General features: G+C 69.3%; 14 protein-coding genes and 1 pseudogene. 9 read left to right on the top strand and 6 right to left on the bottom strand.

From position 1 onward, the window contains the following. Positions 1 to 190 precede the first annotated feature (190 nt). From ROP_RS37215 to ROP_RS37205, 3 genes are read left to right on the top strand one after another with little or no spacing between them, the layout of a single operon-like run. Positions 191 to 1,228 carry an iron ABC transporter substrate-binding protein gene (locus tag ROP_RS37215; protein ID WP_012686877.1) on the top strand — a complete coding sequence of 346 codons (1,038 nt, stop codon included), beginning with the start codon at positions 191 to 193 and terminating at the stop codon, positions 1,226 to 1,228. A gap of 20 nt (positions 1,229 to 1,248) precedes the next feature. Next, positions 1,249 to 2,814: an ABC transporter permease gene (locus tag ROP_RS37210; protein WP_007296034.1), complete on the top strand. Its 1,566-nt coding sequence runs from the start codon at positions 1,249 to 1,251 to the stop codon at positions 2,812 to 2,814. Continuing rightward, positions 2,811 to 3,851 carry an ABC transporter ATP-binding protein gene (locus tag ROP_RS37205; RefSeq protein ID WP_007296035.1) on the top strand — a complete coding sequence of 347 codons (1,041 nt, stop codon included), beginning with the start codon at positions 2,811 to 2,813 and terminating at the stop codon, positions 3,849 to 3,851. The genes ROP_RS37210 and ROP_RS37205 overlap by 4 nt, the downstream gene beginning before the upstream one ends. 193 nt (positions 3,852 to 4,044) lie before the next feature. On the opposite strand, the pseudogene ROP_RS45335 reads toward ROP_RS37205, so the two are convergent. Beyond that, positions 4,045 to 4,196, bottom strand: a pseudogene (locus ROP_RS45335) (fumarylacetoacetate hydrolase); the annotation flags it as partial. A 275-nt stretch (positions 4,197 to 4,471) separates the two neighbouring features. Here ROP_RS45335 and ROP_RS44970 point away from each other — a divergent pair. The 4 genes from ROP_RS44970 to ROP_RS37190 all read left to right on the top strand — a co-directional run bounded on the left by ROP_RS44970 (position 4,472) and on the right by ROP_RS37190 (position 8,322). After that, positions 4,472 to 4,597, top strand: coding sequence for a hypothetical protein (locus ROP_RS44970; protein WP_269454488.1), 126 nt, complete (start codon positions 4,472 to 4,474; stop codon positions 4,595 to 4,597). A 113-nt stretch (positions 4,598 to 4,710) separates the two neighbouring features. Next, positions 4,711 to 5,451, top strand: coding sequence for a hypothetical protein (locus ROP_RS37200; protein WP_007296036.1), 741 nt, complete (start codon positions 4,711 to 4,713; stop codon positions 5,449 to 5,451). Positions 5,452 to 5,531: 80 nt separating this feature from the next. Continuing rightward, positions 5,532 to 6,875, top strand: coding sequence for a TIGR03118 family protein (locus ROP_RS37195; protein WP_007296037.1), 1,344 nt, complete (start codon positions 5,532 to 5,534; stop codon positions 6,873 to 6,875). A gap of 31 nt (positions 6,876 to 6,906) precedes the next feature. After that, on the top strand, positions 6,907 to 8,322 hold the full coding sequence (locus ROP_RS37190; RefSeq protein ID WP_007296038.1) for a hypothetical protein: 1,416 nt from the start codon (positions 6,907 to 6,909) through the stop codon (positions 8,320 to 8,322). 95 nt (positions 8,323 to 8,417) lie between these two features. On the opposite strand, the gene ROP_RS37185 is transcribed toward ROP_RS37190, so the two are convergent. The 3 genes from ROP_RS37185 to ROP_RS37175 all read right to left on the bottom strand — a co-directional run bounded on the left by ROP_RS37185 (position 8,418) and on the right by ROP_RS37175 (position 11,223). Continuing rightward, a complete protein-coding gene (locus tag ROP_RS37185; protein ID WP_007296039.1) occupies positions 8,418 to 8,615 on the bottom strand; it encodes a hypothetical protein in 198 nt (65 codons plus the stop codon). Positions 8,616 to 8,690: 75 nt separating this feature from the next. Continuing rightward, positions 8,691 to 9,149, bottom strand: coding sequence for a MerR family transcriptional regulator (locus tag ROP_RS37180; RefSeq protein ID WP_007296040.1), 459 nt, complete (start codon positions 9,147 to 9,149; stop codon positions 8,691 to 8,693). A 139-nt stretch (positions 9,150 to 9,288) separates the two neighbouring features. Further along, on the bottom strand, positions 9,289 to 11,223 hold the full coding sequence (locus ROP_RS37175; protein ID WP_007296041.1) for a cytochrome c oxidase assembly protein: 1,935 nt from the start codon (positions 11,221 to 11,223) through the stop codon (positions 9,289 to 9,291). A gap of 182 nt (positions 11,224 to 11,405) precedes the next feature. Between ROP_RS37175 and ROP_RS37170 the strand changes: the two genes are divergently transcribed. Both ROP_RS37170 and ROP_RS37165 read left to right on the top strand, forming a co-directional pair. Then, the gene (locus tag ROP_RS37170; RefSeq protein ID WP_007296042.1) at positions 11,406 to 12,335 is read left to right on the top strand and encodes a cation diffusion facilitator family transporter; all 930 of its coding nucleotides are present in this window, start codon (positions 11,406 to 11,408) and stop codon (positions 12,333 to 12,335) included. Between the two features lie 58 nt (positions 12,336 to 12,393). Then, entirely contained in the window at positions 12,394 to 13,614 is a 1,221-nt protein-coding gene (locus ROP_RS37165; RefSeq protein WP_007296043.1) for a L,D-transpeptidase, read from the top strand. 18 nt (positions 13,615 to 13,632) lie between these two features. Here ROP_RS37165 and ROP_RS37160 read toward each other — a convergent pair whose 3' ends face one another. Both ROP_RS37160 and ROP_RS37155 read right to left on the bottom strand, forming a co-directional pair. Continuing rightward, a complete protein-coding gene (locus ROP_RS37160; RefSeq protein ID WP_007296044.1) occupies positions 13,633 to 14,073 on the bottom strand; it encodes an SRPBCC family protein in 441 nt (146 codons plus the stop codon). A 91-nt stretch (positions 14,074 to 14,164) separates the two neighbouring features. Then, positions 14,165 to 15,316: a M23 family metallopeptidase gene (locus tag ROP_RS37155; protein WP_012686872.1), complete on the bottom strand. Its 1,152-nt coding sequence runs from the start codon at positions 15,314 to 15,316 to the stop codon at positions 14,165 to 14,167. Between the last annotated feature and the right edge of the window lie 67 nt (positions 15,317 to 15,383).

Below are 15,383 nucleotides of genomic sequence, written 5' to 3'. Positions count from 1 at the left end.
CCGGTGCGAGCCTTCTTCCACGCTGGACGCCGCCGGTCCGGGTCCTTCCTTCCCTTCTCACCCAGACGGGCCGACGCCCCAACCTCCGCTCAGTCCACCAAATCCGAATGGTTAGGTTTGCCAATCCTGCAAGTAGCATCATTTTCCTGGAGACGGCTGGAAGAGGTCCCGCTGCGGAAGAGGACGGACGATGAGGATGCGGATCGGACTGATGTCGGGGGTGGCGCTCGCCACCGCCGCGGTGCTGACGGTGGCGGGGTGCTCGGATTCCGGTTCGGACAACGGCACCGACTCCGGCGCCGCCAACCAGATCACCGTGTACAACGCCCAGCACGAATCGTTGACCCAGGAATGGGCCGACGCCTTCACAGCGGAGACCGGCATCGAGGTGGAACTGCGCAACGGCAGTGACACCGAACTCGGCAACCAGCTCGTGGCCGAGGGTGACCAGTCGCCGGCCGACGTGTTCCTCACCGAGAACTCCCCGGCCATGACGCTGGTGGAGAACGCCGGGCTCTTCGCCGACGTGCACCGGGATGTCCTTGACCAGGTCCCGGGCCAGTACCGGCCGTCGTCCGGCAAGTGGACCGGCATCGCGGCCCGTTCCACCGTCTTCGCCTACAACAAGGACATGCTGCCAGACCAGCTGCCGAAGTCGCTGCTCGACCTGCAGGATCCCGCGTGGAAGGACCGCTGGGCGGCGTCCCCGTCGGGGGCCGATTTCCAGGCCATCGTCAGCGCACTGCTCGAGCTGAAGGGTGAGGACGCCACCCGGCAGTGGCTGGCCGGGATGAAGGAGAACGTCCGCACCTACAAGGGCAACGGCACGGTGATGAAGGCCGTCAACGCCGGCGAAATCCCGGGCGGTGTGATCTACCACTACTACTGGTTCGGTGATCAGGCCAAGACCGGAGAGAACAGCAACAACGTCGCTCTCCACTACTTCAAGAACGAGGATCCGGGAGCATTCGTCAGCGTCTCCGGTGGTGGCGTCCTGCAGTCCAGCACGAAGCAGGATGCGGCGCAGCAGTTCCTGAAGTTCGTCACCGGTCAGAAGGGGCAGGAGGTCCTGCAGACCGGGACGTCGTTCGAGTACACGGTGGGCAGTGGCGTGCCGGCGAACCCGAAGCTCGTTCCCCTCGCTGAACTGCAGGCCCCGCAGGTCGACCCTGCGAAGCTCAACAGCCCGCAGGTCACCGAGCTGATGACGGAAGCCGGTTTGCTCTGAATCTCGCACTGATCGGCCGCGTGCGGTCGGGCGACGCGGCCACGGCGCGTCGCCCGACCGCCCGGCCGCACCTGCCCTTCCCATTGGCGGTCGCCGCGGTGATCGTGGTGGCCGCGTCGTTCATTCCGCTCGGCTACGTGATGGTGCAGAGCATCGCGACGGGCTGGGACACCGCGTCGGCGCTGCTGTTCCGCCCGCGGGTACGCGAATTGCTCTCGAACACCGTGTTGTTGGTCGTGGTTACGGTGCCGATCTGTGTCGTCCTCGGCGTCCTCGCCGCCTGGCTCGTCGAGCGCACGCGGGTGCCGGGTGCGAAGGTGTGGGCGGTGCTTCTCGCGGTGCCTCTGGCTGTTCCGGCGTTCGTGAACAGCTATTCCTGGGTGACGGCGATTCCCTCCCTCGGCGGGCTGCGCGGCGGTGTTCTCATCGCGACCCTCTCGTACTTCCCTCTCGTCTACATTCCGGCGGCCGCGACACTGCGCCGGCTGGATCCGGCCGTCGAGGAATCGGCGCGGGCCCTCGGTGTGGGGCCGTGGGCGGTGTTCTTCCGCGTCGTGGTGCCGCAGCTGCGGCTGGCCATCGCGGGTGGGGCACTGTTGGTCTCGCTGCACCTGCTCGCCGAATACGGCGCATTCGTGTTCATCAGGTTCGACACGTTCACGACGGCGATCTTCGAGCAGTACCAGTCGACGTTCAACGGAACCGCGGCGACCATGCTCGCCGGTGTCCTGGTGCTGCTCTGCCTCACCTTGCTGGTGATCGAATCGGTCGTCCGTGGCAGCGCCCGATACGCCCGGATCGGGTCGGGTGCGGCCCGCCGGGCCGTGCCCGCCGAACTCGGCTGGCGGTACTCACCGATCGTGCTTCTGTTCCTCGGGGTGCTGATCGCGGCGTCCGTCGGTGTCCCGGTCGTCAGTGTCGTGCGGTGGCTCGTCATCGGCGGGAGCGCGGTCTGGGAATGGGACGCCGTCGCGTCCGCGCTGGTGCAGACTCTCGGGTTCGGCATCGCCGGCGCCGTCGTGACGTGTGTAGTCGCCTTCCCGATCGCCTGGATCTCGATCCGCCACCCCGGCCGGTTCAGCCGCTTCCTCGAGGGCGGCACCTACATCTCGAGTTCGCTGCCCGGCATCGTGGTGGCACTGGCATTGGTCACCGTCTCCATCCGCTACCTCCATCCGCTCTATCAGAGCGTCGCCGTCGTGATCGCGGGCTACGCGCTGCTCTTCCTGCCGCGTGCGCTGGTGAACCTGCGGGCCGGTCTCGCGCAGGCGCCCGTCGGGCTCGAGGAGGCGGCGCAGTCGCTGGGTCTCTCACCGCTGTCGGCCTTCGTCCGGGTCACGCTGCGGCTGGCCGCCCCGGCCACCGCGGCGGGCGGGGCCCTGGTGTTCCTGGGGATCGTCAACGAGCTGACCGCCACCCTCCTGCTCGCGCCCACCGGCACCCGCACCCTGTCCATGCAGTTCTGGTCGCTGAGCAGCGAGATCGACTACGCCGGCGCCGCACCGTACGCGCTGATCATGATCGTGCTGTCGCTGCCCATGACCTACGTGCTCTTCTCCCAGTCGAAAAAGGTAGCGGGACTATGACATACGCACTCGAAGTGGACGGACTCGACAAGTCGTTCGGCGCCGCGGCGATCCTCCGGCACGTCGCATTCGCCGTCGAGGCCGGATCCACGACGGCGATCGTCGGACCGTCCGGTTGCGGCAAGACCACCCTGCTCCGCCTGATCGCCGGCTTCGAGAAGCCCGATGCCGGCACCATCGCACTGGCCGGCCGGGTCGTCGCGGGCGGTGGCTGGACGCCCGCGCACCGGCGGTCGGTGGGGTACGTCGCCCAGGACGGTGCGCTGTTCCCGCACGCCACGGTCGGCGCGAATGTCGGGTTCGGGCTGCCCCGCCGGGCCCGCACCCCGGCGAGGATCGCCGAGCTGCTCGAGATGGTGTCGCTGGATTCGTCGTACGCGTCCCGGCGACCCGACCAGCTCTCAGGCGGGCAGCAGCAGCGGGTGGCACTCGCGCGGGCACTGGCCCGCGAACCCGAACTCATGCTGCTCGACGAGCCGTTCTCCGCACTGGACGCCGGCCTGCGGGCGAACACCCGCAGGATCGTCGCCGACGTCCTCGCGAAGGCCGCGATCACCACCATCCTCGTCACCCACGACCAGCCCGAGGCGCTGTCGTTCGCCGACCGGGTTGCGGTGATGAGTGCGGGCCGGCTCGCCCAGATCGGTACCCCACGCGAAATCTATTCCACCCCGATCGACGTCCCCACCGCGGAGTTCATCGGCGACGCCGTCGTCCTGTCGGCGCACGTCGACGGCGGCCGCGCCCGCTGCGCCCTCGGCGACGTGGCCGTGGCCTCGAACGGCGTCCACGGGAGCGCCCGAGTGATGTTGCGGCCGGAGCAGATCGAGGTGACCACCGATGGTGCCGGTGTATCCGGGACGGTCGTCGACGTCGACTATCTGGGGTCGGAGATGTTGCTCGGTATCCGCCTCGACACCGGGGACGGGGAGGTGCCCGAACGGGTCACCGTCCGCCGCTTCGGCGCCACCGCCCTCACCCCCGGCGACCGTGTCGGCATCCGCGTTCTCGGGAAGGCCGTGGCGTACGACCTGTGAAAGCTTCCCCCACGCGATGATGGTCGACGCGGTGCCAGTAGGCGGCGGCTCGACCGATCATCCAGGACCGGGCAGGCGTCTACGCGGTGGCGGCGGGGACCGGCACCGCGGTGGGAGGGTGGGGGTGGAGGCACGAACGCGGTCAGGCGGCCGGCGAGGTATAGGCGAGGAGGCGGCCTAATCCGAGGGACTATTCGGGCAGGGTCTCCGTGGCACCGACCTCGTCGATCGGGGCGCCGAGTGCTTACTACGGATGGTGACGACGTCGCCGGTCCGGTGTGTGAAGCCTTGCCCTGGCAGGTCGCGGTCCACGGTCGGCGCGAACAGGGTTCCGGTATAGAGGGCACCAATCACGACGCGAACCTGACAGTCCACGAGGACATTCCCCGTCCTTCACGTGCCCGAATGAAGAGACCCCCGACCCGGAAAGGGTTCGGGATCTCCGTTCGTTGTGGGCCGAAAGGGCGGTCGGAGCGGCCGGGAAAATCGGACACCACGGTGTGTTCGCTGTCACATCAATTGACTTCGGGTATCCGAACATTTTTACTTAGATCGCCAATCAGCAAAGGGCAGCCTTAGCTACACCCTGTGAAGGGTCCGTGAAGTCTGGAGGAGCGATCGTGACCATGAGCACTCGTCCCCAGGACGAGATCGATCGCGACCCCCACATCGCCGACCGGTCAACGACGGACCGAACACGCCTGCGAAGCAACGACTTCGAGGGGTCGAACGTGGCAGTGCGGTAGTTCGCACACCACTCCCCATCGGGTCACGGCGTCCGGGGCAGCGCGCGCCACCAACCGCACCAAGTCGGCGCGGATCTCCGTTCGCGCACTCTTCACCAGAACCGGACTCACCGATGCAGAACACCTCCCCCTCCACCACCGACTCGCCAACCGCCGACCCCGGGACCTCGTCCCCCACCGCGCCGACCCTCCGGTCACCGGTGACCCCACTTCCGACGCGGCAGGCGCGGACCGCCAGGATCATCTGGGGTGAGGACCGGGGCCTCCCGTCGTCACGCGCCGTCGACACGGGTACACGTCGGATGCTGGCAAGTGAGCCGGACCGACCACTGGCCCTGCATGATTCCTGGTGGGCCATTGCAGTCGCCGGAGTGCTCGCCTCCGCGACCCTGACGGTGGTGCTGTGGATCTCGGCGCACGTCACCGTGGATCCCGTGCTGCACACGGCGGCGCTGTTCGTGCACCTGGCGTCCCTCGTGCTCGGTTTCGGTGGCGTCCTGATCGCCGACTATCTGGTGCTGGTGTGGGTGTCGGGCAGATCGACCCTCGCCGAGGCGATCGCCGGAGCACACCGCCTGCACCTGCCGATCTGGTTGGGTCTGGCCGGGCTGGTCGCCAGCGGCGCGCTGCTCGAACCGAATCTCGCCTCGACCCTGACCCGGATCAAGGTCCCCTGCGTGCTGATCCTGACCCTCAACGGTCTGCAGGCATTGATCCTGAGCCGGCGCATGGCCCGCGCCGCAACCGTCTCGCTCGCACCCACCCTGACCATCTGGGGGGCGGCCACCGCTTCGGTCTCCCAGATCTGCTGGTGGACAGCGGTATGGATCGGCTTCTGGAACGCCGAACACTGACCTCTTCCTGCCATCTCGACTGCCCTTCCCCGGACCGACACGACCCTTGTGCGGCACCGGAGATCTCGAAAGGAACTGCCATGCCCCACCACCCACCACGTCGCTTCTCGATCACCTGCGCCGGACCCCTCGCCGCGCTGCTGCTCGGCGCGACCGGATGCAGCCCCGCCGCCCCGGCCGCCGACACCGAGTCGCTGCCCGGCAACCGCTATGCCGCTGCGACGCTCGTGGCGAGCAACGACTCGTACGGCGCCGCGGCCACCTTCCCCGAGATGGTGAACGCCTGGGGTATCGCGATCCGCCCGCAAGGCGAAGGCGGACACTTCTGGGTCGGCGGCGGCGGAACCTCGTTCGAGTTCGTCGGCGACGTGAGCGCCTCACCCAACCCGGCGCTGCGCCCGTTGCACCAGGACGCACTGCACGAGGTCACCGTCCCCGGCACCGACTCCGACACCTCCGACACCGGCGGCGGGAAGATCACCGGCGTGGCGTTCAACCCCGCACCTCTGGCCTCCGACAGCTTCGCCGTCACCGGACAACCCGTCGACGTCGACGGGCACCCCGAGCTGCTCGCCGGGTCCTCCCGATTCCTCTTCGCCACCGACACCGGTCGCATCGCCGGCTGGACCGAACAGGGCGCCGACGGTCGGATCGTCCGCCGCGACGGACCCGCGCTGCAGATGTTCGACGGCGGCCCCGCGGGGATGAACTTCTTCGGCCTCGCGCTTGCCTCGGGCCGCGACGACACCTTGTGGGCGGCCGACTTCGGCGCCGATCCCCAGATCCGGCAATTCGACAAGTCCTGGCGACTGGTTCCGACGCAGGGATTCGTCAACCCGTTCGCGACCGGCGACCCGATCGATCCCGCCGACCCGGGGTCGGGTAAGCGGGCGAGGCCGGGTGATCCGGCCCCGTTCAACCTCGTCACCGCCGGCGACCGTGTCTTCGTCACCTACGCCGTCACCAAGGCCGCCGAGGACTCCGCCGATGGCCGCGAATTCGATGCGGGCGAGGAGGACTCGCTGGATGCCGAACAAGAGGTCGCGGCCGGCGACCGCCCGGACCGCGGCAAGATCGCCGAATTCGACCGGGCCGGCAACCTCGTGCGGGTGCTCGACGACGGCGGCCGCCTCAACTCACCGTGGGGCGTGGCCGTCGCCCCGGCGGACTTCGGGGCGCTCAGCGGCAGCATCCTGGTCGGCAACTTCGGGGGCGCCGGACACATCGCCGCATTCGACGACACCACCGGCGCCTTCATCGACTACGTCCGGGACGAATCCGGTGCGGTTCTCGGCGTGGAGGGGCTGTGGGGGCTGCTGTTCGGCAACGGAGAAAGCCTCGGCGACAGCAACTCGCTCTACTTCACCGCCGGCCCCGCCGACGAGAAGGACGGCGTCTTCGGCCGCCTGCGGGCCGCACAATGACGGGGACACCACGATGACACTAGGTGTCGGCGTGACCATCGGGACGGCGTACGCGGTCGCCGCGACCGCGAGCGCGGATCACCCCACCGAATCGCTGCTCACGCGCCGGTCGACGCTGACACTCGGACCGGACTCGACCGTGCGCCTGGGTGACGCACCCGACGGCGCCGGGGTGCTCTCCGAATTCGCGCACCGTCTCGGCGATGTGCTCGTTGCAGGCGACGGGCGCCGCTACGCCGCGCAGGACCTGGTCGCCGCCGCCGCGCACTGTGTGATCGCCGAAACCCATGTCGCGGAAGACACCCCCGTCGTGCTTGCCCACCCGGCGGTGCACTCAGCCCACGCCGTCGGCGAACTACGGGCCGCGCTCGACCGGGCCGGGCTGGCCCGAGTCGGACTGGTTCCCGAACCCGTCGCGGCGCTCGCCTGGTTCGAAGCCGAGCATGGGCCACTCTCCGACGGTGTCGCGCTCGTCTGCGACCTCGGTGCCGACAGCCTGGACCTGACGATCGTATCGGGCGGCACGAACGACGGATCCGATCCCATCGTCGGACGGCCGCTGCGTTCGACGGAGTTCGGTAGCCACCGGAGCCAACCGACCGTCGACGAACTGACCTCGGCGCTCGAACTCGTCGCCGACTGTCTGGACGCCGCAGGTCTTTACACCTCCGATCTGGACCTGGTCCTGCTCACCGGCGCCGAGACGCCCCCCGGGCTGCGTGAGCGGCTCGAGGGCCTGGGCGCACCAGTGACCTGCCCGCCGTTTCCAGGCAGTGTTTCCGCCCGGGGCGCCGCACTGCTCGCGGCCGCATCGCGATACCCGATCGTCCCACCGGGGCACACGGTTCGACGAGGCCGGGGCGGTAACCTTCGTGTCGTCGCGGCGGTCGTGCTCGCCGCGGTCGCACTCATCGTGCCCTGGTACGCCTCGAACGTCGGATCCAACGCGCGCCACGACGACACCGTCGTGGCAAGTCCACCCCCGTCCCAGCACGGCTTCCGGCTGGTCGAACGCGCTGCACCGGCACCCGTTCCCTCGGCGAGTGCCGCAACCGTCCCGGCGGCGCCGGCGACGGTGGCCCTCACAGCGAATCCGGTGACGCCGATACCCCGCATGGTGGCAGTCACCGCCCCGCCCATCCCACCCACCCTGCCCACATCGATCCACCCGGTAATCGACTTCGTCGACACCACCATCGAACCCTCGACTCGGAAAACGATGTCTCTCTCCTCGGTTCCCTCTCCGGCCCCGGCCCCGGCCCCGGCGCCTATACCCGAGTCGAATCCGGTACCGACGACGGATCCCGACGAATCCACCCCCACCACCGAACCGCGACCGACCACCGAACCGCCGGCGACCACCCTGCCCGACGAGACCGAAACGCCACCGGCACCGATAGATCCATTGAGGCCGTCGGACCCGGAGACACCGGTGACCCCACCTTGATGTAGCCGGCCGGGCACGTTCCAGACGAGGGCGGGACCATCAGCACTCGCCCGAGACATTCCTGGTTTTCAGTATCTGGACTGGACGGACCGCGGTCACGGCGCCGTCGGGGTGATCAGGTCGTCGATCAGGGCCCGCCCATCGGATGGGGCGGTGATCGTCAGCGCGACGGTGCCGCGGTCGAAGGCGAGGATGAAGTCAAGGAAGGCGCAGCAGTGTTGTTCGGCCACGACCAACCCGGCGAGCTCGGCAGCGGACTCGGAGGGCACGGTGACCCGGACCCCGGTATCCACCTCCTCGCGGGGGCATCCGTCGAGGAGGGTGTTCCAGGCGGCGATCCGGGTGCGGTAGTCGCCGCCGTCGAGGGTTCAGGCGATCGGCCGATCGGTCTTGGCCGAGTCCGGTCCCTGCACGGTGACGGGTTCGAGGAGAACGGTGCACCGAGGGTTGCACCGGTCGTCGCGATCGGGTAGCGAGTCGAGCCGCTCCCGCGCGGCGATGAGTTCGGTGTGCAGCCGGGTCAGTGCGGCGATCCCAGTGGCGGCCTCTGCGATCCGGGCATCGAGGGCGGGTCGCAGGTGCGATCGCACCGACCGACAGGCGTCCTCCTCCCACACTGTCAGCAGCTCGACGATCTCGAGCAGCGGCATCTGCAGTCGCTTGGCCGCGGAGATGAGCCGCAGCCGCTGTTCGGCGTGCTCGTCGTAGAGGCGGTATCCGGAGTGCGAGCGGGCGGCGGGCAGGACGCCGACCTGCTCGTAATAGCGCAGCGTCGTCGCGGGGACACCGCTGCGGCGCGACAATTCGGAGATCAGCAGCTCGGCCATATGGCCACGGTAAACCTTCTATTCGAGTCGAAGGTCAACCCGAACAAGGGACCCACTTCGCCCGCTGGTAGCGGCTGGCACTGCAGGTCGGGTCACCGGGGCGGCGGTGTTCGTGCACTGGCTGATCAGCGTCTCTACGTCATCGGCGCGCCGCGGTGCGGCCGCGGCGCGGCGCGGTGACCGCGGCGGCGGCGAGTACGACCGCGAACGCCAGTGCCACCGCCCCGGTGCCCGCCCCGATCGCGGCGCCGAGCCGTTGATCGGCGGCGAGGTCGTCCCACCAGCCGCGGCGCAACATCGTGTAGTACTCGGCGGCGATGACGCTGTCGGCGCGGGCGACCAGGAGTAGGAAGCCGGCGTAGGCGGCGAGCCCGGCGACCGCCGTGATCAGCCGGGTGCGGGTGGAGGCGGCGGCCGGTGTCGGGTCCGGGCCGACACTGACCCAGAAGAACACGAACCCGGCGACCAGGAAGTAGCCGTTGGACACCACGTGCCAGGTGTGCGATCCGTCCAGCGAGCCGTAGATCCCACCGAGGTAGAACACGTAGAACCCGCCGAACAGCAGGGTCAGCGCCACCGCCGGGCGGGTGAGCAGCCGCAGCGGGGCGCTGAGATAGAGCTGCCGGGAGAACTCCCACATCCCGGGCACACCGTCGGCGCCGCGGCGCGCGGCCGCCGACCACAGGGTCAGCGGCGCCCCCAGCGCGAGCAGCAGCGGCGCGATGATCGCCAGCCCGGCCACCGCGCCCATGTGGACACTGAACACCGCCGGCGCGAATCGCCCGAGCCCCGACGAGGTGGCCAGCAGCAGCACCACACACCCGAGAACCCAGCACACCGTCCGGCCCACCGGCCACCGGTCACCCCGCGCGTGCAGGCGCCGAACGCCGAGCAGATAGGCGGCCGCCAGCACGAGCGCCGCGGTCCCGAAGATCAGGTCGAACCGCCAATCCAGAAGCATGCGGCCGGCGGACGGCGCGCCGCCCAGGTCGTAGCCGAGGGTTTCCCCGAGCGGGGTGGGTTCGCGGCGCTCGCCGGCCGGCGGCGGGGTGCGCCCCAGCGCGACGGCGATGCCGACGGTGACCGCGAGCACGACCGATTCGATCACCGCGAGCCGCACGAACTCCGCCCGGTCCTCGGGATCGTTCTCGAGTGCGGTGACCGCGACGGTGCGCTGGCGCCAGCCCGCGAACCCGACCAGTACCAGGGCGGCGACTTTCGCCAGGACGAGTACCCCGTAGGTGCTCGTCACCAGGTCGGTGATCGGGAGCCGCACGGCGGCGTTGATGACCCCGGAGACCGCCATCACCGTGAAGGCGCCCAGCGCGAGCGCCGAGAACCGGCGGACCGCGATATCGAGGCGCGCGCCGCGGCGGCGGGCGTGCAACACCAGGGCCACCAGCCCGCCCACCCACAGCGCGGCGGCAACGATGTGGAAGAGGAGGCTGTTGGTGGCGACGTCGTGCGAGCCGCCCGAGGCCGAGTGCCCGGACAGGGCGCGCGGCAGCACGCTGATCACCGCCAGCGCCAGCACCACCGGGGTCCACTTGTGACGCAGCACCAGCCGGGCCGCGATCGCGGCCACCACGGCGAGCAGGCAGGTCCACGCCCACGCCTTCGGGACCTCCAGGTCGGTGACGGCTTGGACGAAGGGGCCCGGGTCGGCGAACACCACGGCGAGAGTCTGCCCGGAACTGTCCGACAGGGTCAGCGGCACCAGCGCGACCGCGCTCAGCGCCCACAGTGCGGCGGCGACACCGGCGGTGCGCATCGCCAGATACCCGTCGACGTCGAGGACCCCGGAGGGCTGTGGTGGCACCAGCGCCGTGGACAGCAGGGCGGAGCCGACCATGACCACCGCACACGCCTCCCCGAATGCCATCACCGCCGGCAGCCCGTAGGTGGTGAGCGTGCCGGGATCGGGTAACCCCAACAGGCGCAGCGCCTCGGTGGTCGACAGCTGCGCCAGCGCGGCGGCGACGAGGGCCGCGATCGCCGCCCAGCCGAGGATCTGCGGCAGGGTGCGCCTGCGGGCCCGCTCCCCGGGGGCGCTGGGGTCATCTACTGCACTCACGCGAAAGAGGGCCTTCCTGGTCTGTGGAGTTCCGGTCGAGCCAGCTCATCGCCTGTGCACCGCCGCCGAAATACTATGCAGGTTAGTTGACGAGGGTGCGGCACCGAACACCCTCCCGATTGAATATATGCGCATATGACAATATGATCCGGGCTGACGCTGCAACGAAAGGACACGCTGTCATGGGTCAGGGACACGGCCACGGCCACGGGATCTCGCCCGCGGACGCGACGAGCGCCTCCGGGAAGCACCTGCGCAAGCTCTGGATCGCCGTCGCCCTCGGACTGGTCACCTTCGTCACCCAGGTCGCGGTGGGCCTGTCGACGTCATCGCTGGCGCTGCTGTCGGATTCGGCGCACGTGTTCACCGACGTGCTCGGCATTCTGATGGCGGTCATCGCCATCACGTTGGCGAACAAGGCGCACAACCGGCCCGAGCGTACCTTCGGGATGTACCGGGCGGAGGTATTCGCCGCCCTGTTCAATGCGGTCCTGCTCTTCGGGGTCGCCGGCTGGATCCTCTACGAGGCCGCCGGGCGACTCGACGATCCGCCCGAGGTGCCGGGCCTGCCGGTCGTCATCGTCGCGCTGGTCGGGCTGGCCATGAACGTCATAGCGTTCCTGCTGTTGCGCAGCGGCGCGAAGGAGTCCATCAACGTCCGCGGCGCCTACCTCGAGGTCATGGCCGACATGCTCGGCTCGATCGGGGTACTGGTCAGCGGACTGCTCACCCTGCTGTTCGGGTGGCGGTACGCCGACCCGATCATCGGTGTCGCCATCGGCCTGTTCGTCCTGCCGCGTGCGTTCAACCTCGGCCGCCACGCCATCCGCATCCTGCTCCAGCACGCCCCTGCCGGCGTGGACGTCGACGCGATCGGCCACGCCCTGGAAACCCTGCCCGGAGTGAAGGAATCGCACGACCTGCACGTGTGGACGCTGACCTCGGGCATGGAGGTGGCGTCGGCGCACCTGATCACCGAACGCGGCGCGGACCCGACCGCCGTACTCGCCTCGGCGCAGACACTGCTCGCGGAGAAGTTCGACCTCGAGCACGCCACGTTGCAGGTCGAACCCGCCGAGGGCGAAGGCCGCTGCCGCGAACTGCCCTGGTGACCGCCGTCGCACAGCGACTGCACACGCCCGGACCCTTCCGCACGGGAGAATCACTGTCATGCACGCCCGTCGCCGCCCCGGTCACCTCGCCGCTGTCCTCGCAGTCCTGCTGCTCGCTCTCGCCGCCGCCTGCGCACCCTCCACCGACCAACCTGCAGGACCGGCCACACCGCCGCCGGGACCGGAGATCACCGTGTCCCCGGCCGACGGCGCCGCCGCGGTCAACCCCACGGACCCGGTAGCGGTGAGCACAAACGGTGGCACCCTCGAGACGGTCACCATGACCAACGACGAGGGACGGGTGGTCGAGGGTATCTTCACCCCCGATCGCCTGTCCTGGAAACCGGGAGTACCCCTCGGCTACGGCCGCACCTACACCCTCGCAGTCACCGCGGTCGGCGACCAGCGTGTCCCGAGCGAGAAGACCAGCACGTTCTCCACGGTCACCCCCGGCAACCAGACCAAACCCACCTTCGTCACCAGCGGCGGGAACCTGCTCGCCGACGGCGGCACCTTCGGCGTCGGCATCGTGATCGTCACCCATTTCGACGAACCGATCACCGACCGCGCCGCCGCCGAAAGAGCCCTGCACGTGGAGACCACATCCCCGGTGACCGGCTCCTGGTACTGGGCGGACGTCCAGAACGTGCACTGGCGACCCCAGAACTACTGGGCGCCCGGCACCCAGGTCACCGTCCGTGCCAACGTCTACGGCATCGCGCTCGGCGAAGGCCTCTTCGGCCAGGAGGACGCGACCACCTCGTTCACCATCGGTGACGCCCACATCTCCGTCGCCGACGACACCACCAAACAGGTCACCGTCACCGACAACGGCGAAGTGGTCCGCACGATGCCGACGTCGATGGGCCGGGGCGGCACCGAAGTCGTGGGCGGGCAGACCCTCTCGTTCTGGACCCAACCGGGCATCTACACCGTCATCGACAAAGCCAACCCGGTCATCATGGACTCCTCCACCTACGGGCTTCCGGTGAACTCCCGCCTCGGATACAAGGAATCGATCAACTACGCCACCCGCATCAGCAACGACGGCATCTACCTCCACGAACTCGCCGACACCATCTGGGCGCAGGGCAACACCAACGTCTCGCACGGCTGCCTGAACCTGAGCCCCGACAACGCCCGCTGGTTCTACGACTTCTCCGTCCCCGGCGACATCGTCGAGGTCCGCAACACCGGCGGCGCCCCGCTCGAGCTGTGGCAGAACGGCGACTGGTCCGTCCCGTGGGAGCAATGGCAGGCCGGCAGCGCCCTGACCTGACCACACAGGGACGCGGCCTTACTCGGCGCGGGTTTCGAGCAGAGCCTCGAGGTTTCGCAGGTTGGCGGCGAAGTCCCGCCGCAGGCTCGCGGCCACCACCGGGTCAGCGAGGGCGAACAGCCCCTTCTGCTCCATCCGCATGTGGCAGCTCAGCCGGGTTCCCTCGGCGGTCTCCTCGGTCCGGTACGTCACCTCGAAGCGGCCCGGGCCGGACGCACCGGTGAACGTGATCTCCACGTTCGGCTCGAAGTGTGCGTACTCGTTGATCAGTTCCAGCCGCCGGCCCAGAAACTTGCGGACGACAACATGCTTGGTGCCCACCCCGGGCGGTCCGTCGGTGACCCGGCGGACCTGCTCGAGTCCGTTCTGCCAGCGGGGTGCGTTGGTCTGATCGGCGACGAAGTCGAAGACCTCCCCGACGGGGCGGTCGATGACGATGCTGCCCTCGACGTCGATCATCACCGACCACCATCCCTTTCCACACTGCGATGCGACTGCGCGGCTGGGGCCGAGCGTTCCCTCCGGGTGGGGAGAACAGGAGCAGGCCCGATCAGTCGAGACCGACGATGGAGGCACCGCGCTTGGCCAGCCACTTGACCGGATCCACGATTTCCCCGTCCGAGTCTTCGATTTCGAAGTGCAGGTGCGGACCGGTCGACTGGCCGCGGTTGCCGACGGTGGCGATCTGCTGTCCGGCCTTGACCCGCTCCCCCACCTCGACCAGGTTGTCGTTGTTGTGCCCGTAGGTGGTGATGGTGCCGTCGTCATGCCGGATCCGCACCCACAACCCGAACCCTTGGGCCGGGCCGGCGTCGATGACTTCACCGTCCGCGACGGCAACGATCGGGGCACCCAGTGTGTTGGCGATGTCGATGCCTTCGTGGCCGCGCCCATCCCCCATGGTGGAGGTGACGGTGCCCGCGCTGGGTGCCACGAATTCCTTGGTCCCGGGGCGATTCCAGGTGCGCGGCCGCTGCGGGGCCGGCGTCGCGGCGGCATCGGCCTCTCGCTCGCCGGTCGCGGCGGCGGTGCCCGCGTTCGCCTCCGGTGAAGGTCCCTCGGGTGAGGGCGCCTCGACACCGGTGGGGTCGGTGGGCTCGCTCTGCTCCTCGGTGGTGGTGCCTGCCTCCCCAGTTCCGGTGGCCTCGTCCTCGACCGGCTTCGGTGCGGTGTCCTCGGCGGGCTCCGAGTCCGATGATGCCTCGTCAGCGGCGGGGGTGTGGTCGAACGAGCCGGGGCCTGCGGATTCGGAGACGTCACCGAGTTCGAGTGCGGCAACCAGTCGGGGGGCGATGCCGCCGTCGACGGCGCCGAGTTCGTCGGCGCAGGAGCCGAGCACATCGGATGCGGCAGATCCGGTGGCGGCGAATTCACTCAGACATCCGGCGAGCAGGTTCCGGGTGTCGCCGGACGAGCCGCTGGCATCGGCATTGTTCAGACTTGTGGCCGCGATGTTCGCGACGGTCTGCCAGCGGCTGGGATCGACCACCACCACGTCCGGTTGCGCGGCGTCGGTGGCCATGGTGACCGCGTCGGCCAGCGTCGCGGCGAGCACGGACGGCGAGTCCGCGTCGCCAGGAGTATCGGCGGAGGCGGACGGCGCTGCGATGACCACCGCGACCACAGCCGTCGAGGCCCCCAGCGCCAGTGCGGGCAGCCTTCTCATGCAGGTAGTCAGCATTGCTGTGGTGATACCGCGCATCGCAGGTCCCTTCGGTGCAGTCGCGCCGGGCACCCAGTGGAGATGAACGCGCCGACGCGACAAGTCA

The sequence above is a fragment of the Rhodococcus opacus B4 genome, assembly GCF_000010805.1.
GTDB classification, from domain to species: Bacteria; Actinomycetota; Actinomycetes; order Mycobacteriales; family Mycobacteriaceae; genus Rhodococcus_F; species Rhodococcus_F opacus_C.
This window is presented reverse-complemented; position numbering and strand designations above follow the sequence as displayed.

Coding starts and splice junctions, on each gene's coding strand:
- ROP_RS37215 (WP_012686877.1), top strand. CDS start 191: ATGAGGATGCGGATCGGACTGATGTCGGGGGTGGCGCTCGCCACCGCC.
- ROP_RS37205 (WP_007296035.1), top strand. CDS start 2,811: ATGACATACGCACTCGAAGTGGACGGACTCGACAAGTCGTTCGGCGCC.
- ROP_RS37200 (WP_007296036.1), top strand. CDS start 4,711: ATGCAGAACACCTCCCCCTCCACCACCGACTCGCCAACCGCCGACCCC.
- ROP_RS37195 (WP_007296037.1), top strand. CDS start 5,532: ATGCCCCACCACCCACCACGTCGCTTCTCGATCACCTGCGCCGGACCC.
- ROP_RS37180 (WP_007296040.1), bottom strand. CDS start 9,149: ATGGCCGAGCTGCTGATCTCCGAATTGTCGCGCCGCAGCGGTGTCCCC.
- ROP_RS37170 (WP_007296042.1), top strand. CDS start 11,406: ATGGGTCAGGGACACGGCCACGGCCACGGGATCTCGCCCGCGGACGCG.
- ROP_RS37165 (WP_007296043.1), top strand. CDS start 12,394: ATGCACGCCCGTCGCCGCCCCGGTCACCTCGCCGCTGTCCTCGCAGTC.
- ROP_RS37160 (WP_007296044.1), bottom strand. CDS start 14,073: ATGATCGACGTCGAGGGCAGCATCGTCATCGACCGCCCCGTCGGGGAG.
- ROP_RS37155 (WP_012686872.1), bottom strand. CDS start 15,316: ATGCGCGGTATCACCACAGCAATGCTGACTACCTGCATGAGAAGGCTG.